Origin of the sequence: Micromonospora zhanjiangensis (assembly GCF_042650605.1) — a bacterium.
In the GTDB taxonomy this organism is placed as follows: Bacteria; Actinomycetota; Actinomycetes; order Mycobacteriales; family Micromonosporaceae; genus Micromonospora_J; species Micromonospora_J zhanjiangensis.
In genome coordinates this window covers 109874-131006 of sequence record NZ_JBHSBN010000019.1, presented here as the reverse complement: position 1 = coordinate 131006, position 21133 = coordinate 109874, and the positions used below count along the sequence as shown (strand labels likewise).

Here is a 21133-nt window from a genome sequence, read left to right as displayed (position 1 = left end):
CTCTGTAGGCGGCAGCCACCGCCGTATCTTGGGTCCACACAACCACGAGACTCAGCGGTGGCTGCTCCACGCCCACGGACAAAACCACACCGCTCCAGCAGGCCAGAACGGATCTCCTGCTGGAGTACTAGCTGGGGTTGGCGCTGGACGTAGACCCCCTTGCCGGGTTGTCCGACCACGATGCCGTCTTGCTTGAGCAGATTGACGGCTGCTCGCACCGCAGTGATCGAAGCGCGATACTCCTGCATGAGGCTGTTCGTGGAGGGCAGGGTGCCGCCGACCAGATAGACACCTCGGTCGATCTTGGCTCGCAAGTCGTCTGCAATCTGTTCATACAGCGGCCGGCCAGGTATCTCGGTCAATCCTGCTCCTGAGTTCATACACGCAATCTGCACCTAGTTCATCACGCGAGGCAGGTCCACACAGGACGCTGTGAGACAAGCATATGCACCTGGCGCACCGTATGCCTACGGCTTTATGCCGGTAGTAATCGGACGTCGCCTCACGAACGGCACCGGGGCGGGTGCTGGCAGGTCGCGGGATTGGCCCGCGGTCACACCCGAGAGCCCGCCCGCCTCGGTGCCCTCCAACCGTCTGCAACGAAGGGATACACACAGCAGTGGATCCGATGCCGGGTGAGGTGTTCCGTATCGACGCACGCGCGTCGGTCCAGTTCAGCGGTGACTGCGCCCTGACCTTTCGCGTGACGGCCGTGCCGGACATGCCGACCTACGACGGCTGGATCTGGCTTACCGGCTACGTCCTCGACGATCAAGGCCAAGCCATCGACCGCCGGGAGATCTTCGTCCAGCGCGCCGGCCTTCACCGGCTCGGGCCACCACGGCCGACGACGACCCGCCGCCCGGCCCCGGCCCACACACCAAACACCGCGCGGACGAGCATCCCCACGGGACGGAGGCAACGTGGCTGACAACGGACGACACCGCAAGGAACGCGGGACGGACGGATCGGCGGTCGGAATCTTCCGGATCGGGCCACGGTCCACGCGACTCCGACCCGAACACGTACGCGCCGTCCGCTTCCCGCGTACCCGCTTCGGCCGACGCGGACTCGCCGAAGATCACGTCTACGCCTTCGTCCGGCGCGTTGTCGACGAACTGACCACCCGGGATGCGGTGGAGGCCAGCCTGTACGAGGAGAGCATGCGGCTGAAACGAGCCCTGCGGGAATGGCAGAAACACTTCGGACCCGAACCCGGCGGCAAGGATGTCCAGAAAGAGCTGGGTGGCAGACCACGAACGGAATCACCCTGACTCCGGAGATGGAGGCTGAACTCTCGGCCGAAGCGGAGGCAGGTCACGACACCGCCAGCACGGACCCGTCCACCGGCACACGCGGGTGGTCTCGTCCCGATCATGACCGTCTGGGGCTTGGGTTACCTCCGTTACTGGCACGTATCTGGCACGGCAGCCGGCGTCGTACGGCCCACCGCTCCGGCCGCCGGGTCGGGGGCTGGCCGCCGCGTCGGCTCGGGAGACAGTCCGTGAGCCCTGCGCGTGCGAGAATTGGTTGGTTGTGACAGAGGAGGTGAGCCGTGATGTCGAGCAACGCGGAGCGGATGCCCGAGTGGCCAGCTGCTGAACACGTGCCGGCGGAGGAGTTGGCCCGTCGGCAGGGTGTCCGGCCGGTCGCCTCCGTCGACGACCTGGCCCGCCCTGACCTGTTCGAGTCCGACGACGATCTGGACGCCTTCCTCGCCGACCTCTACGCCTCCCGCCGGGCCGGCGCCGCGTGAGCCTGGTTGTCCTGGACACCGACGTCGCGTCGGCGATCCTGCGGGGGCGACTGCCCGATCGGCTTCGTGCCCGGCTGGTCGGTAAGACGCCGTGCATCACGTTCGTCACCCTTGGCGAGTTGACCAAGTGGACCGTCCTGCGCAGTTGGGGACCTCGTAAGCTGGCCGACCTCGACCGGTGGCGGGCTGGGATCGTGCTGCTGCCGTTCGACGAGGCGGTGGCGATGACCTGGGGCAGGCTCCAGGCCCGAGCGCAACTGCGCGGTCGTCCTCGTCCGGTCAACGACTCCTGGATCGCGGCCTGCTGCCTGACTCACCGGCTGCCGCTGGCGACCTTCAACGGCAAGGATTTCGCCGACTTCGCGGACGAGGACGGTCTGCGTCTCTTCGACGTCTCGTAGCTGTCGACCGGGCGCGGCTGTCAGTTCGAGCCGTCGAGTGGTGGGAGCCGTGGTGCGCGTGGCGGGGGGCGGGTTGCGGTGTCCCGTATTCAGCCCCGGGATCGCTCCGGGGACCTACCAGTGCCCGCCCCCCGTAGCCGCGCTGTCCCACCTGGGGTTGCTCTGACCGGCCAACTGCGGCGAACCATAACGGGCGGGTACGACAGGCTGCGCGTCATGAGGACCACAAAGGACTGGCCTCCCCGAAACAGGCCGGGGCGGGTGAACCGCTGGCGCCGAGGGACCGGGACCCGGTAGATCATGGGCCGCGTCGGCGTCGATGATGCTAAATCGTTACACCCAGCCCCGGGCGGCGCCCCGGAGCGGATGTGGCGGGGCGTTTACCGGCGAGCCGGTTCGAGAGCGATCAAGACGCCGCCGGGCCGACCGCGGCGAAGGGTCTTGACCAGGGGAGCTACCGTTCCCGAACAGGAGACGACCCCCGTCGGGGGGAGACGGGGGTCGTCCTGGGGTTCGGCTCCGGGGGGGTCGAGCCGAACCCACTCAGCGGTTACGGGGGGTGCAACCGCCGAGGGCTCTGACCGTATGAATCTGTGTCGTAAATACAAGCATGCCTGACGACCGTTGTATACGTCGAGTGGCGCTTGGTCCACTCCGTGCGAAATTATGCTTCCTCCGCGTGGCCGCCGCCACCCCGCGCTGACCCGTTGATCAGGTCAGACCTGGCGTGGCGTGCGTGGAGTGACCCCGGCCACCCGCAGACCATAGACCATCCGGCTAGACTTTCGCGCCGTGGGCCGAAGTGCCGCTTTTTTTGATCTCGACAAGACCGTGATCGCCAAGTCCAGCGCTCTGGCGTTCGGTCGGCCGTTCTACCGGGACGGCCTCATCACCCGCCGCGACGTGGTCAAGTCGGCGTATGCCCAGCTGATGTTCCGGCTGGGTGGCACGGACGAGCAGACCATGGCCCGTACCCGGGACTACCTGGCCGCCCTGTGCAAGGGCTGGCCGGTGGACCAGGTCCGCCAGATCGTCGCGGAGACCCTGCACGAGCTGATCCACCCGTACGTGTACGCCGAGGCCGCCGCCCTGATCGAGGAGCACCAGGCCGCCGGGCGGGACGTGGTGCTGGTCTCCGCCTCCGGGGACGAGATGGTCCGGCCGATCGGCGAGCTACTCGGGGTCACCGACGTGATCGCCACCCGGATGTCGGTCATCGAGGGTCGGTACAGCGGCGAGGTCGAGTTCTACGCGGCCGGGCCGGCCAAGGTCAACGGGGTCACCGAGCTGGCCGAGGCGCGCGGCTACGACCTGGCCGACTCGTACGCCTACTCGGACTCGATCAGCGACCGGCCGCTGCTGGAGTGCGTGGGTCACCCGACCGTGGTGAACCCGGACCGGGCGCTGCGGAAGCTGGCCAGTGAGAACGGCTGGCCGGTGCTGGAGTTCCGGCACCCGATCCCGCTGGGCCGTCGGCTGCGCGAACGGCCGGCCGTCCCGGTGGCCGCCGCCGCGCTCGGCGTCGGGGTCGGCGTGGCGATCGGCATCGCCTGGTACGGCCGGCACCGCCGCAACAAGGCCGCCACGGCCACCGCCTGACCGGCACCGCCCGACCCTTGGCCAGATCGGCCGAGGGCGGGCGCGAGAGCGGCCACCGCCTGACCCGGTCAGCCCGCGGCCAGGACCTCGTCGCCGATCTCGGTGAGCTGGTCGGCGCCGACCTGGACGGCGGTCAGGTAGTGCCGCAGCCAGGCTCGGACCCCGTCCGGGGTGCCGGTGGCGAAGGCGTTCGCGGCGCCGACGTACTCGGGTTCCCGCTCGTGGTGGCCGACGTCGACCGCGACCAGGCCGCGCGGGTCGAAACCGGTGGAGATCAGGGTGAGCCGGGCCGCGCCCCGGGCGACCACCCCGGTCGGTCCGGCGAACGGCCGCAGCGCCAGCAGCTCGCCGTGCACCACGGCCGCCAGGATCAACGGTGGCACCGCTGTCCCGCCGGCCAACAGTCTGGCCAGGGCGTCCAACCGGGCCGCCACGGCCGGGTCGCCGGTGGGCCGGCCGAGCGCGGCCTCGGACACCGCACCCCGGGCCGCCAGTACGTGCAGCCGGGCCAGCGCCTGCCGGGGGGCCTTCGGCCAGCGGTCGGCCAGCCCGGGCAGCGCCCCGGCCACCCGCAGCGCCCCCTGCGGAACCGGGTCGGTGATCGTGCCGGCGCGGACCGTCTCGCGCTCGTGGGCGTACCCCTCCAGGGCTGCGCTGGCCACCGCGCAGCGCAGGCTGACCTCGGCCGCGACCTGGCCGCCCTGGCGGCGCAACGCGCGGTGCCGCATGGCCTGGTCGACCCGCTCGCGGGTCCGCGCGACGGCGGGTGCGATGTCGGCGAGGTCGAGCAGCGGCGCGAGCGGGTCGTCGGTCACCCCGCAACGCTATCCACCAGCCCCGACCGGCCGGCCCCACGGGTACGTCCCGCCCGGCGCGAGGGGTGGGCCGTTCGGCGCTCGGGGCGGTCGGCGGGCGGCCTACCAGTGCGGGTGGCCGCTCGGCACGGCTAGATTCGGGCGAGACGTACGTCACCTGACCGCGGGAGGAGCAGCCTGAGATGAGCGAGACTCTGGCAAATCTGTTGAACGAGACGCGGGAGTTTCCGCCGCCGGACGGGCTCGCCGCGGACGCGAACGTCAAGGCGGACGCCTACCGGGAGGCCGACGCCGACCGGCTCGGCTTCTGGGCGGAGCAGGCCCGCCGGCTGGACTGGGCCCGCGACTGGGACCAGGTGCTCGACTGGTCGAACCCGCCGTTCGCCAAGTGGTTCGTCGGTGGGCAGCTCAACGTGGCGTACAACTGCGTGGACCGGCACGTGGCGGCCGGGCTGGGCGACCGGGTGGCCATCCACTGGGAGGGCGAGCCGGGCGACAGCCGGACCATCACGTACGCGGACCTGCTGAAGCTGACCAGCCAGGCGGCCAACGCGCTGACCGACCTGGGCGTGGTCGCCGGTGACCGGGTGGCCATCTACCTGCCGATGATCCCGGAGGCGGCGGTGGCGATGCTGGCCTGCGCCCGGATCGGCGCCACGCACAGCGTGGTGTTCGGCGGGTTCTCGGCCGACGCGCTGTCCAGCCGGATCGCCGACGCCAGCGCCAAGGTGGTGATCACCGCGGACGGCGGCTACCGGCGGGGCAAGCCGACCGATCTGAAGTCGACCGTCGACGAGGCGGTGTCCCGCACCGACAGCGTCGAGCACGTCCTGGTGGTCCGGCGCACCGGTGGGGAGGTCGCCTGGACCGACAAGGACCACTGGTGGCACGAGACGGTGGAGACCGCCGCGACGGAGCACACCGCGCAGCCGTTCGACGCCGAGCACCCGCTGTTCATCCTCTACACCAGCGGCACCACCGCCAAGCCGAAGGGCATCCTGCACACCACCGGCGGTTACCTGACCCAAACGTCGTACACCACGTGGGCGACGTTCGACCTGAAGCCGGAGACGGACGTCTACTGGTGCACCGCCGACATCGGCTGGGTGACCGGGCACTCGTACATCGTCTACGGGCCACTGTCCAACGGCGCCACCCAGGTCATGTACGAGGGCACCCCGGACACCCCGCACAAGGGCCGGTTCTGGGACATCGTCGACAAGTACCGGGTCTCCATCCTCTACACCGCCCCGACCCTGATCCGCACCATGATGAAGTGGGGCGAGGACATCCCGGCGAAGTACGACCTGTCGTCGCTGCGGGTGCTCGGCAGCGTCGGTGAGCCGATCAACCCGGAAGCCTGGATGTGGTACCGGCAGTTCGTCGGGCGGGGCAACTGCCCGGTGGTGGACACCTGGTGGCAGACCGAGACCGGCGCAACGATGATCTGCCCGCTGCCGGGGGTCACCGCGGCGAAGCCGGGCAGCGCGATGTCGCCGCTGCCCGGGATCAGCGCCGACGTGGTGGACGACCAGGGCGAGCCGGTGCCGAACGGCGGTGGCGGGTTCCTGGTGCTGCGCGAGCCGTGGCCGTCGATGCTGCGCACCATCTGGGGCGACGACCAGCGGTTCATCGACACGTACTGGTCGCGGTTCGGCGCGGGCGCGGGCGGCTCCGGCGACTGGGTGTACTTCGCCGGGGACGGCGCGAAGAAGGACAACGACGGGCACCTCTGGCTGCTCGGCCGGGTGGACGACGTGATGCTGGTGTCCGGGCACAACATCTCCACCACCGAGGTGGAGTCGGCCCTGGTGTCGCACCCCTCGGTGGCCGAGGCGGCGGTGGTCGGCGCCACCGATCCGACCACCGGACAGGCCATCGTCGCCTTCACCATCCCGCGCGGCAGTGTGGACACCTCGGCCGACGGGGGCGAGGCACTGATCGCGGAGCTGCGCGACCACGTGGCGAAGACACTCGGCCCGATCGCGAAGCCCCGGCAGATCATGCTGGTGCCCGAGTTGCCGAAGACGCGGTCCGGAAAGATCATGCGGCGGCTGCTGCGGGACGTCGCGGAGAACCGGTCGCTGGGCGACGTGACGACCCTTCAGGACTCCTCGGTGATGGACCTCATCTCGTCCGGAATGCGGTCCGGTAAGTCCGACGAGGACTGAATCGGCCCTGATCAACGACCGAAGGGGCACCACCCGATCGGGTGGTGCCCCTTCGGCTTAAATGTGACATCGGAGCACGTTTCAATCAAGATCTTGCAATAAATTGACGCCGCCTACTTCCCAGCAATCCCTCTGGTTGTCTAGGTTCACAGGAGTCCCTTTCCTTGGGACAAGTTTCCGCCGTCCGACCACCCCCGTCGGATCGGCTCCCTTTAAACCGGAGGTACCACGTGCGCAAAGTCGCAGTGGGGCTGCTCGGGCTGTCGCTGACCGCGACCGGTGTCGCGTTCGGCACGTCCGCCGTCTATGCGGCGCCTTTGACCAAGGCGCCGGTCGCAGCCCCGTCGGTCGCCGACGCAGCCCAGCCCAAGGACGAACTGCCCAACCCGCTTGAGGACAAGCGGCGCGCACTGCGCCAGGAGGGCCTCAACAACGTGCTGAACGGCCGCGCCAAGGCCGAGAAGCGCAACGGCAGCACCGTCGTCAAGGTGGGCAAGACCACCGGAGCAGGCCCGGCCAAGGCGGCCAACGCGAGGACTCTTGCCGCCGGCACGAAAGCGACCCAGGACCAGTATGTCGAGCTGGCCCGCGAGAAGACGGATCACATCTTCGTGATCCTGACCGACTTCGGCAACGAGCGGCACCCGAACTACCCGGACCAGGACACCGACCCGAGGACCGAGGGTCCGACCGTGTTCGACGGTCCGCTCAACAACCAGATCCCGCAGCCCAACCGGGCGGTGGACAACTCCACCGTGTGGCAGCCGGACTACTCGGCCGACTACTACCGGAAGCTGTACTTCGGCACCGGCAAGGACACCGAGTCGGTCAAGACGTACTACGAGACCCAGTCGTCGGGGCGCTACAGCGTCGACGGCGAGGTCACCGACTGGGTGAAGGTGCAGTACAACGAGGCCCGGTACGGCCGTTCCAACGGCTACCCGTGCGCCTCGAACGTCTGCAACAACACCTGGGCGCTGGTCAAGGACGCGGCGAACAAGTGGGTCGAGGACCAGAAGGCCCGGGGCCGTACCTCGGACCAAATCGCCGAGGACCTGAAGCAGTTCGACCAGTGGGACCGGTACGACTACGACGGCGACGGCGACTTCAACGAGCCGGACGGTTACATCGACCACTTCCAGATCGTCCACGCCGGCGGCGACCAGGCCGACGGTGACCCGCAGCAGGGTGAGGACGCCATCTGGAGCCACCGGTGGTACGCCTACGGCACCGACGTCGGCCGCACCGGCCCGGCGAACAACCCGCTCGGTGGCACCCAGGTCGGCGACTCCGGCCTGTGGATCGGTGACTACACGATCCAGCCGGAGAACGGCGGCCTGAGCGTCTTCGTCCACGAGTACGGCCACGACCTGGGCCTGCCGGACGACTACGACACCTCGGGTGGCGGGGACAACAGCAACGAGCACTGGACCCTGATGGCCCAGAGCCGGCTGTCCGCCAAGAACGACCAGGGCATCGGCACCCGCCCGGGTGACCTCGGCGCCTGGAACAAGCTCCAGCTCGGTTGGCTGGACTACGAGACGCTGATCGCCGGGCAGAAGAAGACGCTCAAGCTCGGTCCGCAGGAGTACAACTCCGCCGAGGCGCAGGGCGCGGTCGTGGTCCTGCCCAAGAAGTCGGTGACCACCAACCTCGGTGCGCCGTTCGCCGGCACCAAGCAGTACTTCTCCGGCAACGCGGATAACCTGGACAACACCATGACCAGGTCGTTCGACTTCACCGGCAAGACGTCCGCGTCGCTGTCGATGAAGGCGCGCTACGCCATCGAAGAGGGCTACGACTACATGTACCTGGAGGCCTCGACCGACAACGGGGCGTCCTGGAAGGCTCTCGACGGCACGGTCGGCGGCAAGCCGTTCCCCCGGGACGCCAGCGGCACCCCGGCACTGGACGGCACCACCGGCGGCGCCTGGGTCGACCTGAACGTCCCGATGACGTCGCTGGCCGGCAAGAAGGCGCTGTTCCGCTTCCACTACCGCACCGACGGTGGGCTCTCCGCGGGCGGCTTCTTCGGTGACGACATCACCGTCACCGCGGACGGCACCACCGTGCTCAGCGACGGTGCCGAGGCGGCCACCACGTGGACGCTGAAGGGCTTCTCCGTGGTGGGTTCCACCGTCGTCAAGCAGTACGACAACTACTACATCATGGGTAACCGGTCGTACGTCTCGTACGACAAGTACCTGCAGACCGGCCCGTACTACTTCGGCTACGCCAACACCAAGCCGGACTGGGTGGACCACTACGCGTACCAGCAGGGTCTGCTGATCTCGTACTGGGACACCTCGCAGGTGGACAACAACACCAACGTCCACCCGGGTACGGGTCGCAACCTGATCATCGACTCGCGCCCGGAGCCGCTCTACAACCTGACCGGTAACCCCTGGCGGGCCCGGGTCCAGGTCTACGACGCTCCGTTCAGCCTGACCAAGGCGGACTCGTTCACGCTGCACATCAACGGCCAGCCGCAGTACGTCCGTGGCCAGGCCGCGCAGTCGGTGTTCGACGACACCCAGCAGTACTGGTACCCGGAGCTGCCGAACCACGGCGTCAAGCTCCCGGCTGCCGGTGTGAAGGTCCAGGTGCTGCAGCAGGACGGCACCATGCTGAAGGTGAAGTTCTCCTGACGCACCACCGATCCACGGTTTGACAGCGACGCCCGGGGCGGGTTCTCCGCCCCGGGCGTCGCCCTTTTCACAGCTAGAGGCCGCGCTCGGGACGCTGCCAAGGGAACGGATGAGCCGGCGCGGGCGTCCAACCGGGGTGCGACCCACTCGACGTACCACCGCAATGACCGTCGCCGGACTGGCCGTCGCGCTGGCGTTGCCGCTCGGCGGTTGCGGCGCCCGCCGGCACGCCGCCGACCCGGCCGGCGGGCCCACCTCGCCCCCCTCGCCCGCCGGGACCCCGACGCCGGCCGACGCGCCGACCGGCCCACCGGCCGGGCCGGCCACCCCCGACTCCTCGACACCGCCCGCCGACCCGGGCCTGTCCAGCACGGTCCTGCCCACCCTGCGCCCACCGGTCAAGCCGCCGCAGGAGCCCACCGACCAGCTCCGGCCGAACGTCATCGGCGGCCAGCTCACCCGGGGCGGCTCCGGTCCCTGCTTCGGCCTGGTCGCCGACGACGGCGTGGAGTACGCGCTGTACGGCCGCGACGTCGGCACGTTCGCCAAGGGCACCCGGGTGCTGGTCACCATCGCGCCATTGCAGTTGCGTATCGACTGCGGCTCCGGCCGGCCGGTCAGCATCGTCCGGATCAGCGAGGTGCGGTGACGATCCCCGACGTACCGGCCCGACCCGCTCGTACCGGTTTCGGGGGTTTCGTCATCGGGGGGTCGCCCTGAGGATCCCCTGATCCCGGTCGCCGGCCGACCCTCCGGTGGACTTGCCCACCTAGGCTGGCGACATGAAACAGCAGCGAGAAGCCGGTCGCGACACCGCCGTCGACGAATCGTGCGTGCTGGTGGACGGCCCCTGGACGCACCGCTTCGTCGGCGCCAACGGCAGCCGTTTCCACGTGGTCGAGGCCGGCGCCGGACCGATGGTGCTGTTTCTGCACGGCTTTCCGGAATTCTGGTGGGCCTGGCACGAGATCCTGCCCGCCGTGGCCGATGCCGGGTTCCGGGCGGTGGCGGTGGACCTGCGCGGCTACGGCGCCAGCGACAAGCCGCCCCGGGGTTACGACGGGTACACGCTGGCCGCCGACGTGGCCGGGCTGATCCGCGCGCTGGGCGAACGATCGGCCACGGTGGTCGGTACCGGGGTGGGCGGCATGATCGCCTGGGCCGCCGCGTCGTTCCATCCGACCCTGGTCCGCCGGCTGGTGGTGCTGGGCGCCCCGCACCCGCTGCGGTTGCGCGCCGCCCTCTTCGCCGACCCGCGCGGCCAGTTCGCCGCCGCGACGCCGACCCTGAAGTTTCAGCTCCCCCGCTACGAACACGTTCTCACCCGGAATGAGGCCGCCCTGATCGGCGAGTTCCTGCGCCACAGCGGCGGACCGGACTGGGTGGCCGGCGACAGGTTCGCCGACTACGCGGCCCGGTGCCGGGAGGCGATCCGGATCCCGCAGGCGGCGTTCTGCGCCCTGGAGGGCTACCGGTGGGCGTTCCGGTCGGCGATGCGGCTGCACGGCTACCGGTTCGTCAAGCTCCTCCAGAAGCCGTTGACCACGCCGACGCTGCAACTGCACGGCGCGCTCGACGAGGCGTCGCTGCCCCGTACCGCGCAGGGCTCCGGGCGGTACGTCACCGCGCCGTACGAGTGGCGGCTGCTCGACCGGGTGGGCCACTTCCCGCACGTGGAGGTCCCCGACCTGGTGCTCGGCGAGATCCTTCGCTGGGCGAAGTCCTGAAAAGGCGCGGTCAGACCCGCTGTTCGCGCAGGTCGGTGACCTCGGCCGCCGGGGCCCAGCCCTGGTAGACGCCGAAGTCGAACGGCTCCAGGCCGAGCGACTCGGCGACCGGCCAGTGGCCGCCGGTGTACTCCAGCCGCAGCCAGCTCTCGTGCTCGGCCAGCACGATGAACGGCTGCCCGCGCCAGACGCAGACGGTGCGTGCGTAACAGAGTTCGTCCACCTCGTCGGCCGGCAACACCCGGACGTGCCGGCCGGGGTGTATCTCGGTCCACCCGTCGGCCGGCGCGGACCGGTAGAGCCGGATTCGGTCGCCGTCCGGGCTGGCGTCGTACTCCCGGCCCTGCCAGCGGGCCACGTAACCGTCACGCATGCCCGTCGTCCTCGACCCTCTGCCAGGCCGGACCGTCGCTGTCCAGCGTGGCCACCAGCCGTTCGATGCCGTCCGCACCGACCCGCCAGAGCTGGGCGCCGTGCGGCAGTCGGGCACTGTCCACCTTGAACTCGGCGACCACGTCGCTGCCCTCCCCCGGGGCGAACCCGTTACCCCGGAACGGTGCCCGCTCGATGACCCAACCCTCCATCGCCCGCATGGCGGCCTCGTTCTGCCCGCCGTACGGGATCCGGTAGAGGCTCGGCCGGTGGGCCGGCCACCGCAGCACGTAGATCTCGTCGGCGTCCGGCCGGAACGGTGAACCCGGAAAGCCGAGGCCGAGCGCGTTGTGCAGCAGGGCCGGCGTACGCAGGTGGGCCACCTCCGCCGCCCGGTGCACGAACCCGGAGACCCGGTCGTAGCCACGGTCCAGGTAGTAGGCGACCTGCGCCGGGTCGACGGTCTTCTGCATCAGCTGCGGCCGGTTCGGATCCTCCGGTCGCGGCGGCTCCGGGACCGGCCGGGCCGCCGGGGTGGTGGCGGCCGGCGCCGGTTCGGCGGGCTGACCGACGTCGTCGCCGAGGCCGACCTCGGCGGCCCAGTTGGCCAGCCCGACGACCTGGCTGCCGGGCAGTTTCGCCCCGACCGGGGTGTTCGGGTTCACCGCGAACGACCAGGAGTTGTCCGGCCAGCGGTGGATCACCCGGACGAACTTGACACTGATCGTCTCGATCGGCTCGGCCCGGTACTCGGCCAGCCGCTCGGGCGAGGTGAACACCCTCACGAACGTGTCGCCGTCGATGGTCTCGGTGGCCCAGACGAACCCGGCGTCACCGGGCCGGGCACCGGGCGCCGAGTCGGGTGCGACCGGCAGCAGCACCGTGGCCAGTAACAACGTGGACAGGTAGGTGTCGGTGTTGCCGTCGCCGGCCGCGGTCAGCAGGTTCTTCTCGACCTCGTTCGCCGGGACGAAGTCGGCCGGCGGTGGACCGGCCACCGGCGGGGCGTACGTCCGCTCGTCCGCCCACGCCAGCGGGTCGGCCAGCGGGTCGGCCACCGGCGTTGACCGGTCCGGCGTGGGTTCGTGCGGCTGCTCGTCCCAGGACGGGGTGGCGACGGGGTCACCCGTGCGCGCGAACGCCTCCGTCGGAGTTTCGGTCGACGACCACGCGGACGACTCCCGCTCCGCCGGCCGCTGCGTCGACGACCACGCGGACGGTTGCTGCGGAGGTGGTGACCAGGAATGGACCGGCGGCTCGTCCTCGACCGGTGCCGGCCGGACCGGTGCCGGCTCGACGACGTCGGCGACGATCGCGGTACCGTCGATGATCAACGGCTTCGGTTCGGCGGGACGGACCAATGCCTCGTCCGGCTCGGCCCAGGGCGGGGTGACCCGGGGGTCCGACCGGCCGTCGGCGTACCAGTCGGCCGGCGGCGGCACCTCGACCGTCGACTCGTCGGGCGTCACCAGCTCGGGCTCGGCCCGCGCGGGCTCGGGTGCCGGAGCGGGCCGCGGCCGGAACGCCTCCGGCGAGGGGCGGGCGTCCTGCCCCGACCGGAAGGCCTCCGGCGCCGCTCGGAACGGTCGCGGCGACGTCCGGAACGACTCCGCCGAGGCCCGGAACGGCTGCGGTGGCAGTGGCGGTCGGTGCGGAGGGCTCGACGGCCGCCCGGGATCCGGGGCCGCCCGGAACGGTTCCGGTGCCGGTCGGGCCTGTTCGGCGGGTCGCATCCGGAGCGGCTCGGCGGACCCCGGCCAACTCGGCTCGGCGGGTCCGGGCCAGGACGACCGCGGCGACCGCGGCGCCCCCGACGGGCCGAGGGACGGCGCCGACGGGCCGGGCGCGGCCGACGGGCCGGGCGCGGCCGACGGGCCGAAGGACTCCGTTGACGAGCCGGGCGCGGCCGACGGGCCGAAGGGCGGCGCCGACGGGTCGGGCGGCGCCGGCGGTGGGTGCGGGGACGGGGAGAGCGACGGGCGGCCCTGATCGAGGTAGCCGCCGCGTTCGTTGTTCGGCTCGTCCCGTTGTTCGGTCGGGCGCGGGGCCGACCGCCAGTCCGGCGGTGCGTCGGCGGAGCGGGCCGCCCGTTCGGCGTACGCGGCCCGACCCGACAGGGCCGACCCGATCGGCGACCGTTGGGCGGCGACCGACGGTCTGGGCCGCCCCGGGTCGACCGGTCCGGCGGCGGCGGGAGGCCGCGCCGGTTCGGTCCGCGCCGGTTCGGTCCGCGGCGGCAGCTCGGGTCGCGGCGGCTCCGCCCGGGGCGGTACGGCGGGTGGAGCCGGCTGGGATCGCACCGGTGGTGCCGGCGGGATCGTCGGCCTCGGGTCCGGCGCCAACCGGTCCGCGGCCGCCCGTGCGGCGTCCGGCAGCTGGTGCGGCAACGGTCGGCCCTCCCGACCACCCAGGGCTCCCGGGCCGGTCCGGTCCAGCCGAGCCCGGGCGCCGCTGGGGCGACCCGGCAACCGGACCTCGCCGCGGATCAGCTGGGTGACGAACCAGGCCGGCAGGTAGCCCTCGATGGGCAGGCCCGGATTGACCGCGAGCCACCATTCCGGGTTCGGCCAACTGCCGGCCAGCTGCCGGTACGGCGCCAGCCGGGTGGCACCCGCGTTCTCGGCCAGGCACGCCAGCAGGGCCGCTTCCGAGGTGAAGGCGAGCACGTGGGTACGCCCACCGGTGGTCCAGGTGCCCCAGCCCGCGGCGGTGTCGATCGACGTGTTCGGCGGCACCGGGAGGAAGAGTTCGGTGCGGGCCAGGATGCGGAAGTACAACTCCTGATCGTTGGCGCGGAGTGCGTCCCGCAGGGCCGCCTCCGTCTCGGTGGCAGGCTCCCATTCAGTCACCAGGGCACCTTCCCTCCACCGTCGGGCCACAGGCATCGCGTACAACCTACAAGGTAAAAGCAAGATCACAATCGCAGCCTGCCGGTGGATCCCGCGGGCTCTTCCCGGTCGGTAACATTCCGCTGGCGGACCCGACACGACTCGGAAGGCGGGGCGATGGCCCGCAGGCGCGTACGGCTGGCTCTCCTGACCGTGACAACCGCCACGTACGCGCTGGTCGGGGGCCTTTCGGTGGGCGCCGGAGACGGCTCGGGGGAGACCCGGAACGCCACTGCCATCGAGCCGGGGAAATGGACACCCGACCGGCCGCCGGAAATCGCGGACCGGAAACCGGAATCGACGTTGATCATCGCCGGCCGGACCGCCGACAACCGGCTCGCCGCACCCACCTGCGGCACCGGTCCCGGGCCGGCGCCGGCCGGCACCCAGACGCCGTGGGCCCAGCAGCGTTACCTGCCCGACCGGCTGGCCGCGCTGGCCACCGGCGCCGGGGTGACGGTCGCCGTCATCGACTCCGGCGTGGACCAGAAGCATCCGCAACTGCGCGGACGGGTCGCGGCCGGCAACGACTTCCTGGACCCCGGCGGCGACGGCACCCGGGACTGCGCCGGGCACGGCACCGGCGTGGCCAGCATCATCGCCGCCGGCTCCACGACCGGTACGACCTTCCACGGCCTGGCACCCGGTGCCCGGATCCTTCCGGTACGGGTGAGCGAGCAGCAGGTCGTCGACGGCAAGGAATCGGGCCGGACCGTTTCGGCGCCGGTCTTCGCCCGCTCGATCCGGTGGGCGGTCGACCACGGAGCCGACGTCATCAACCTCTCCGTGGTGCTCTACCAGGACGATCCCGCGGTCCGCGCCGCCGTCGGGTACGCGGTGGGCCGCGACGTCGTCGTGGTGGCCGCCGCGGGCAACTACCACGAACAGGGCAACCCGACCCCCTACCCGGCGGCCTACGACGGCGTACTCGGGGTGGGTGCCATCGGCCGGGACGGCAAACGCGCCCCGTTCTCCCAGGTCGGCCCGTACGTGGACGTCGTGGCGCCGGGCAGCGGGATCCTGGCCGCCGGTCCGGGGCGGGGGCAGCAGAGCCAGGAGGGCACCAGCTACGCGGCCCCGTTCGTCTCGGCCACCGCGGCCCTGGTCCGGCAGTACCGGCCGGAGTTGACCGCCGCGCAGGTGGCCGAGCGGATTGTCGCCACCGCCGATCCCGCCGCCGGCGGGGGCGGCACCACCGGCGGCTACGGCGCCGGGGTGCTGAATCCCTATCGCGCGGTGACCGAGACCGGAGCGCCCGCCCGGGCCCGGCCGGCCGACGTGCCGGTCCGCCGCACCGCCGACCCTGCCCTGGCCGCCCTGGCGGATCGCCGCTCGCACACCGACCGTACGGCGGTGACGGTGGCCGCCGGTGCCGGCGGGTTGGCCGTGCTGGCGGCGCTGGCGGCGGTGGTCCTGCCCCGCGGCGCCCGCCGCCGGTGGCGTCCGGCGGTCCCGGACCGGGACGCCACCGGTTGACCGGTCGCACCGGCCGGCCCTGGCCCGCGCGCCGGACACCGGCCGGGTCTCAGGGGTGGTGACACCCGGCCGGCGGGTCCGTGGCGGGCGGCTACTGGAACAGGCCGGTGTTCTTCTTCTCGGTGCTCAGGTAGTCGGACGCGGACTCGTCGACCGCGACCTTGATCTCCCGCAGCATGCCCTGCAGGTCGTGGGCGGCCGCCCGCCACCTCGCCTGGCGCTGGTCGTAGGCCTCCTTGGCCTCGCCGCTCCAGGTCGCCACCAGCGGTGCGGCGTCCCGTTCGAGCTGCCCGAGCTGCGAATCGAGCGTGCTGAACGCCTTCTGGATGTCCGCGCTGGCCTGCTGCAGCGCGGGGAAACTGACGACGAGCCGGTCGTCACGCATCAGATGGACCCTTCCCGTGGTCTCAGAGCGGCAGCTGGATGCCGCGGTTGGTGGTAGCGACCCGACTCGCCGCCTCGCTGTCGGACAGGTCGTAGTGCTGACCCGCGGTGCGGATCGCCGAGGCGGTCTCGCGCAGCGCCCGCTGCATCGCCGCCTGGTCCCGCGACCACTGCTGCTTGACCTGCTCGAAGGACCGGCCGCCGGCGCCCTGCCAGGCCGTCTGCAGCGCCTCCAGTTCGGCCAGCAGTCCGCTGAGCATCGTCTGCAACGACTGGTCGACCTGCTCGAACCTGGCCGCCGTCTGCCGCATGACCGCGGCTTCCGCCTGTGTCTGGGACACCCTGGATGTCACCCACTTCCGTTTGTCGTCCGCCTGTCCGGAGTGGCCCGGGTCGGGGCTCCGGTCACGGCACGGCAGCGAACCGCGTCCGCGCGACGGCATTGATACATTCCCGTCGCTGACGGTAGCGGGCCGACACCACTGCGGGTAGCCCCGGCGTCACAGCTGTGGATAAGTCGGGCAGCGCCCGCCGCCCACTCACGCCGGACCGCGCGCCGGGTCGAGCCGGCTCAGTCGGCGCTCGCCGGGTTCTGCGCCGCCACGGGGTCGAGCACGGTGCCCGCCGGCACCAGCGCGACCACGGCCGCCGGCAGTCGCAGCGGAGTGACCTTGCCGTAGCCGAGCATGCCGAGCACCTCGCCACCGGCCACCGGGTAGCGCCGGCCGAGGTCGGTCACCACGCAGAGCGCGCCGCCGGTCGCACCCGGCGCCGCGGCAGCCTCCACCACGGCTCCCCGGCCGGGTGGGACCAGGACGCGGTCGGCCAGGGCGGCACCCCGTCCCGAGCGGGCCGCGGTGGCCGCCGTGCCGCCCAGGTCGGGCACCGTCGAGCCGACCCGGACCTCGCGTACGCCTCCGTCGTCGGCGACCTGGCCGCAGAGCGCCCCGGTCGCCGTGTCCGCCAGCGGGGGGATCGTCGACGGGGGTGCCTCCGGCCCGTCCGGGATCAGGTCCGGCTCGCGGGGGATCGCGGCGAGCCGGACCGGTTGCAGGTGCTTCGGGTCGAGTTGGCCGGCGGCGACCAGCAACAGGTTCGACTGCAGCTGGGTGATCGCGGCCAGGCCGGCGCGCAGCGCGACGTAGTACTGCCGGTCGCCGCCCTGGCTGGTCACGACGAACACCTCACCCACCTTGGCCCGCGGGACGCCGACCGACGGTCGGCCCCGACCGGGGACCGGGACCGGGGCCAGGTCGGGACCGGCCGGCAGGGCGTTGAGCAGGGCCGGCGCGACCGGCACCGGTCGCTTGCTGGCCCAGTTGAGGGCGGTCAGCACGTCCTTCTCGCCGCTGATCCGGTACCGCCGGTTGTGCCAGACCAGGTGCAGCTCGCCGGCCGGGTGCCGGGCCAGCACCGCGTCGTCGTACGCCAGGGAGCCGCCGCCGGCCGGCACCCCGACCAGCAGCGCCGACCGGGGTGGCGTCGCGTCGGTCGCCGGCGTCGAGCACACCGTCCACGGGGTGGAGGTGAGCCGGCCCGGGTCGGGCAGCGAGTCCGGGGCGTCCGCGATACCGAGCGGGGCACCCCGGGGTACGCCGTCGATCGACCGGCGGGACACCAGCACCGTCTTCGGATCCGGCGTACCGATGATCAGCCGGGCCGAGGCGTAGTTCAGGACCAGGTGCAACGTGTCGTCCCGGTAGACGTACCGGGCGCCGGACTCCTTTTCGACGATCACCGATCGGGGGTCGCGCCAGTCGGTCCCGCCGGTGCCGGTCAGCACCCCGTAGACGGCGGCGGCGCCGATCCCGATCGCCGCGATCAGCACCCCGGCCAGCGCGGTGCCGGCGGCCCGGCGCAACGGCGAGTGCGGCGGATCGGTCTCCCGCAGCACCAGGGCGGCCACCACCCGCTGGACCGTGAACTGGTACGAGTGCAGTTGGTCCTGCCGCGACGGCATGCGGGCCCCCTCCGAATGACTCCGGCCAATACGATAGGCCCTCACCGGCTCACGCGGGGTGACCGTCCCCCCACCGGTCGAGTTCGAGGAGGCACGGTGACTGCGCGCCTGGCGGACGGTTCGCCCGGATCCGTCCCGTCCGGTCCCGTCGACGTGCGGCCGGTCGTCCGACCGGCGCTGTCCGTACCGGTCGCCCGGCCGGTGCTCGGCATCCGTGCCGGGCAGGTGGTGGTCACCCAGGTCGCGGCGGCGCTGCTGGTCGCCGCCCTGGGGCGGGGCCTGGTGGCGTTGGCCGCCGCGGCGATGGTGTCGACCGCGGCGCTGACCGTCGCCTGGGGACGGATCCGGCACCGGTGGCTCTTCGAATGGCTGGTCATCGGCGCCCGGTACGCCACCCGCCGACACGCCCTGAGCCCGCCGGCCGGGGCCGACGCCCTGCTCGGACTGGTCGCGCCGGGCGCCGAGGTGGTCGGGCACGAGGTAGCCGGCGAGGCGGCGGCGCTGCTGCGCGACCGGTGCGGCCTCACGGTGGTGCTGGAGATCGGCGACCCGGCCGCGCTGCTCGCCGACGCCGCCCAACCGCTGCCGGCACCGGCCGGGTTGCTGCCCGCGCCGGGTCCGGACAGCCCGCCGACCCGGGTCCGGCTGCTGTTGCACGGCGCCCCGGCACCCGCGTTGAGCACCGGCGGCGGACCGGCGGCCACCTCCTACCGGCAGCTCACCGACGGCCGGCTGCTCGGCCGGCAACGGACCCTGCTCGCGGTGACGGTGCTGCGCGCCGAGGGTTGGGCCGAGGCCGACCTGCGCCGGGCGCTGGCCGGCACCGTACGGAAGGTGTGCCGGCGGCTCGGGCCGGTCCCGGCCCGGCCACTCGGCGACCGTGCCGTGCTCGACGTCCTCGCCGAACTGGCGCACCACGACGCCGCCCGGCCGGCGGTCGAGTCGTGGCAGCAGGTCACCCTCGGCGGCCTGGCGCAGGCCACGTTCCGGCTGGGCCGCTGGCCCGACCTGGGCACCGAGAACGGTCGGCGGCTGGTCACCCGGCTGCTGTCCCTGCCGGCCAGCGGCATCACCGTGTCGCTGGGTGCCGGGCCGTGGCCCGCCGCCGGCACCACGCTGGTGCCGGCCGAACTGACCGTACGACTCGCCGCGCCCACCCCGACGCTGCTCGGCGCGGCGGTGCAGGCGATGCGCCGGACGCTCGCCGCCGACGGCGCCCGGGTCCGGCGGTTGGACGGTGAGCACCTCGCCGGGCTGGCCGGCACGCTGCCGCTCGGCACGCCGGTGTCCGGTCCGGGATGGTCGGCCGCGCCGGCCCTGCTGCCGACCGACGCCCTGGCCACCCTGGAACTCCCGTCCGGTGCCGCGGGTCTGATGCTCGGCGCCAACCGGCACGGCGCGGCCGTGCTGGCCCGGCTGTTCCGGCCCGAGGCGACCCGGGTGATGCTGATCGGCGGGATGCGACCGGCGCAGGTGCTCGCGCTGCGGGCGATGGCGCTGGGCGCCCAGGTCGTCGTGCAGACGGCCCGGCCGCAGCACTGGGAACCGTTCGTCCGGGCGGTGAGCCTGCCCGGCCAGACCGTTCCCGTCGTCCCGCCCGGTCGACCGCTGGGTGGGACGGGCAGCCCGCTGCGTCCGCTGCTGCTGGTGCTGGACGTCGGACCGGTGGCCGCGGCCGACCAGCGGGCCGGCTCCGGCTGGTGCGCCACGCTGGTGGTCCGGGACGAGCTGACCGAACTGGACACCGACGCGCTGTCCCGGGCCGACCTGGTGATCCTGCAACCGCTGCGCCCCGACGAGGCGACCCTGGCCGGTACGGCCCTCGGGCTCGGCGACTCGGCCGACTGGTTGACCCGGATCCGCAGCGGCATGGTCGGCCTGGTCAACCGGCGGGTGCTGCGCTGGGCCCTGCTGTCGGCGACGCCGATCGAGTCGCAGCTGGTCGGCTCGCCGAACCGCGGCTGACGCGTACCACCTCGGCGACGCACCGGCGAGGGGCCCGGCGCCCGCGGACGGTCACCGGACCGGCACCCCGGGTGGCGAACGCGGACCGGGCGGGACGCGGGTGGACCGACCGTGGCACCATCCCGGGCATGGGTTTTCTGAAGGGCCTTCTGATCCGGCTCGCCACCACCGCCCTGGCGTTCTGGTTCGCGACGCTGCTCATCCCCGGCATCAGCCTGAACACCGACTCGGTCGGCGAGAAGGTGCTCACGCTGATCCTGGTGGCGGTGATCTTCGGTGTGGTGAACGCGGTGCTGCACCCGATCATCAAGACCGTCGGGTGTGGTCTCTACCTGCTCACCTTGGGACTCATCGCGCTGGTGGTCAACGGGCTGCTGTTCCTGCTGACCAGCTGGATCGCCGGGCAGCTCGACCTGCCGTTCCACGTCGACCACTTCTGGCCGGCGGCGGTGCTGGGCGCGCTCTTCGTCGGCATCGTCACCTGGCTGCTCGGCCTGGTCACCGACCGGGACTGACCGTGCCGACCGAAGACCGCCCGGACGGCTACCGCCTGTCGACCGACCCGGGCCGGATCGACCTCGACCGGGTTCACCACTGGCTCAGCACGGACGCCTACTGGGCGATTGGCCGGTCCCGGGAGACCATGGCGGCCGCGATCGCCGGCTCGGTGGTGTTCGGGATCTACCGATCCGGCGACGGCGCGCAGGTGGCGTTCGCCCGGGTGGTGACCGACCGGGCCACCTTCGGCTGGCTCTGCGACGTGTACGTCGACCGGGCCGAGCGGGGTCGCGGCCTGGGCCGCTGGCTGGTCGACCAGGTCCGCACGGAGCTGGCCGAACAGGGCGTACGGCGGATCCTGCTGGCCACCAACGACGCGCACGGCCTCTACGCGGAGGCCGGGTTCCGCCCGCTCGCCGTGCCGACCCGGTGGATGGAGCTGGACCAGCGGTGAGCCCGCGCCCGCGCGGCGG

At 72.3% G+C, this 21133-nt stretch carries 20 protein-coding genes; 13 read left to right on the top strand and 7 right to left on the bottom strand.

Annotation, left to right across the window (positions count from 1 at the left end; translation table 11 throughout):
- Window positions 1-362 (bottom strand): winged helix-turn-helix domain-containing protein (locus ACFOX0_RS23890; protein WP_377549827.1); only part of this gene is annotated, 362 nt, incomplete at its 3' end.
- A gap of 266 nt (window positions 363-628) precedes the next feature.
- Here ACFOX0_RS23890 and ACFOX0_RS23885 point away from each other — a divergent pair.
- The 5 genes from ACFOX0_RS23885 (at window position 629) to ACFOX0_RS23865 (ending at window position 3756) form a co-directional block, all read left to right on the top strand.
- Window positions 629-931, top strand: coding sequence for a hypothetical protein (locus tag ACFOX0_RS23885; protein WP_377549845.1), 303 nt, complete (start codon window positions 629-631; stop codon window positions 929-931).
- On the top strand, window positions 924-1274 hold the full coding sequence (locus ACFOX0_RS23880) for a DivIVA domain-containing protein (protein WP_377549825.1): 351 nt from the start codon (window positions 924-926) through the stop codon (window positions 1272-1274). The genes ACFOX0_RS23885 and ACFOX0_RS23880 overlap by 8 nt, the downstream gene beginning before the upstream one ends.
- Window positions 1275-1558: 284 nt before the next feature.
- Window positions 1559-1756 carry a hypothetical protein gene (locus tag ACFOX0_RS23875; RefSeq protein ID WP_377549823.1) on the top strand — a complete coding sequence of 66 codons (198 nt, stop codon included), beginning with the start codon at window positions 1559-1561 and terminating at the stop codon, window positions 1754-1756.
- Window positions 1753-2157, top strand: coding sequence for a type II toxin-antitoxin system VapC family toxin (locus tag ACFOX0_RS23870; protein WP_377549821.1), 405 nt, complete (start codon window positions 1753-1755; stop codon window positions 2155-2157). Before ACFOX0_RS23875 ends, ACFOX0_RS23870 begins: the two co-directional genes overlap by 4 nt.
- A gap of 792 nt (window positions 2158-2949) precedes the next feature.
- Entirely contained in the window at window positions 2950-3756 is an 807-nt protein-coding gene (locus ACFOX0_RS23865) for an HAD family hydrolase (protein ID WP_377549819.1), read from the top strand.
- Window positions 3757-3824: 68 nt separating this feature from the next.
- On the opposite strand, the gene ACFOX0_RS23860 is transcribed toward ACFOX0_RS23865, so the two are convergent.
- On the bottom strand, window positions 3825-4571 hold the full coding sequence (locus ACFOX0_RS23860; RefSeq protein ID WP_377549817.1) for an oxidoreductase: 747 nt from the start codon (window positions 4569-4571) through the stop codon (window positions 3825-3827).
- A gap of 182 nt (window positions 4572-4753) precedes the next feature.
- Between ACFOX0_RS23860 and acs the strand changes: the two genes are divergently transcribed.
- The 4 genes from acs to ACFOX0_RS23840 all read left to right on the top strand — a co-directional run bounded on the left by acs (window position 4754) and on the right by ACFOX0_RS23840 (window position 11117).
- Window positions 4754-6742 (top strand): acetate--CoA ligase, encoded by a 1989-nt coding sequence (acs, locus tag ACFOX0_RS23855; protein ID WP_377549815.1) that lies wholly within the window; start codon window positions 4754-4756, stop codon window positions 6740-6742.
- A 245-nt stretch (window positions 6743-6987) separates the two neighbouring features.
- A complete protein-coding gene (locus ACFOX0_RS23850) occupies window positions 6988-9390 on the top strand; it encodes an immune inhibitor A domain-containing protein (RefSeq protein ID WP_377549843.1) in 2403 nt (800 codons plus the stop codon).
- A gap of 163 nt (window positions 9391-9553) precedes the next feature.
- Window positions 9554-10039, top strand: a complete 486-nt coding sequence (locus ACFOX0_RS23845; RefSeq protein ID WP_377549813.1) for a hypothetical protein — start codon at window positions 9554-9556, stop codon at window positions 10037-10039.
- Window positions 10040-10172: 133 nt separating this feature from the next.
- Entirely contained in the window at window positions 10173-11117 is a 945-nt protein-coding gene (locus ACFOX0_RS23840; RefSeq protein ID WP_377549811.1) for an alpha/beta fold hydrolase, read from the top strand.
- Window positions 11118-11127: 10 nt separating this feature from the next.
- Here the strand turns inward: ACFOX0_RS23840 and ACFOX0_RS23835 are convergent, their stop codons facing one another.
- Complete coding sequence (locus tag ACFOX0_RS23835) at window positions 11128-11490, bottom strand: hypothetical protein (protein ID WP_377549809.1); 363 nt, start codon at window positions 11488-11490, stop codon at window positions 11128-11130.
- A complete protein-coding gene (locus ACFOX0_RS23830) occupies window positions 11483-14338 on the bottom strand; it encodes an SseB family protein (RefSeq protein ID WP_377549807.1) in 2856 nt (951 codons plus the stop codon). Before ACFOX0_RS23830 ends, ACFOX0_RS23835 begins: the two co-directional genes overlap by 8 nt.
- A 156-nt stretch (window positions 14339-14494) precedes the next feature.
- Between ACFOX0_RS23830 and mycP the strand changes: the two genes are divergently transcribed.
- Window positions 14495-15853 (top strand): type VII secretion-associated serine protease mycosin, encoded by a 1359-nt coding sequence (mycP, locus tag ACFOX0_RS23825; protein ID WP_377549805.1) that lies wholly within the window; start codon window positions 14495-14497, stop codon window positions 15851-15853.
- Window positions 15854-15944: 91 nt separating this feature from the next.
- Here mycP and ACFOX0_RS23820 read toward each other — a convergent pair whose 3' ends face one another.
- From ACFOX0_RS23820 to eccB, 3 genes are all read right to left on the bottom strand, one after another.
- Window positions 15945-16238, bottom strand: a complete 294-nt coding sequence (locus ACFOX0_RS23820) for a WXG100 family type VII secretion target (RefSeq protein WP_377549803.1) — start codon at window positions 16236-16238, stop codon at window positions 15945-15947.
- A gap of 22 nt (window positions 16239-16260) precedes the next feature.
- Complete coding sequence (locus ACFOX0_RS23815; protein WP_377549801.1) at window positions 16261-16578, bottom strand: WXG100 family type VII secretion target; 318 nt, start codon at window positions 16576-16578, stop codon at window positions 16261-16263.
- 230 nt (window positions 16579-16808) lie between these two features.
- Entirely contained in the window at window positions 16809-18197 is a 1389-nt protein-coding gene (gene eccB, locus ACFOX0_RS23810) for a type VII secretion protein EccB (protein WP_377549799.1), read from the bottom strand.
- 96 nt (window positions 18198-18293) lie between these two features.
- Between eccB and eccE the strand changes: the two genes are divergently transcribed.
- From eccE to ACFOX0_RS23795, 3 genes are all read left to right on the top strand, one after another.
- Entirely contained in the window at window positions 18294-20162 is a 1869-nt protein-coding gene (eccE, locus tag ACFOX0_RS23805) for a type VII secretion protein EccE (protein WP_377549797.1), read from the top strand.
- 128 nt (window positions 20163-20290) lie between these two features.
- Window positions 20291-20677: a phage holin family protein gene (locus ACFOX0_RS23800; RefSeq protein WP_377549795.1), complete on the top strand. Its 387-nt coding sequence runs from the start codon at window positions 20291-20293 to the stop codon at window positions 20675-20677.
- 2 nt (window positions 20678-20679) lie between these two features.
- The gene (locus ACFOX0_RS23795; protein ID WP_377549793.1) at window positions 20680-21114 is read left to right on the top strand and encodes a GNAT family N-acetyltransferase; all 435 of its coding nucleotides are present in this window, start codon (window positions 20680-20682) and stop codon (window positions 21112-21114) included.
- Window positions 21115-21133 lie beyond the last annotated feature (19 nt).

Coding starts and splice junctions, on each gene's coding strand:
- eccB (WP_377549799.1), bottom strand. CDS start 18,197: ATGCCGTCGCGGCAGGACCAACTGCACTCGTACCAGTTCACGGTCCAG.
- ACFOX0_RS23800 (WP_377549795.1), top strand. CDS start 20,291: ATGGGTTTTCTGAAGGGCCTTCTGATCCGGCTCGCCACCACCGCCCTG.
- ACFOX0_RS23845 (WP_377549813.1), top strand. CDS start 9,554: ATGACCGTCGCCGGACTGGCCGTCGCGCTGGCGTTGCCGCTCGGCGGT.
- ACFOX0_RS23840 (WP_377549811.1), top strand. CDS start 10,173: ATGAAACAGCAGCGAGAAGCCGGTCGCGACACCGCCGTCGACGAATCG.
- ACFOX0_RS23820 (WP_377549803.1), bottom strand. CDS start 16,238: ATGCGTGACGACCGGCTCGTCGTCAGTTTCCCCGCGCTGCAGCAGGCC.
- ACFOX0_RS23885 (WP_377549845.1), top strand. CDS start 629: ATGCCGGGTGAGGTGTTCCGTATCGACGCACGCGCGTCGGTCCAGTTC.
- acs (WP_377549815.1), top strand. CDS start 4,754: ATGAGCGAGACTCTGGCAAATCTGTTGAACGAGACGCGGGAGTTTCCG.
- ACFOX0_RS23875 (WP_377549823.1), top strand. CDS start 1,559: ATGTCGAGCAACGCGGAGCGGATGCCCGAGTGGCCAGCTGCTGAACAC.
- ACFOX0_RS23835 (WP_377549809.1), bottom strand. CDS start 11,490: ATGCGTGACGGTTACGTGGCCCGCTGGCAGGGCCGGGAGTACGACGCC.
- mycP (WP_377549805.1), top strand. CDS start 14,495: ATGGCCCGCAGGCGCGTACGGCTGGCTCTCCTGACCGTGACAACCGCC.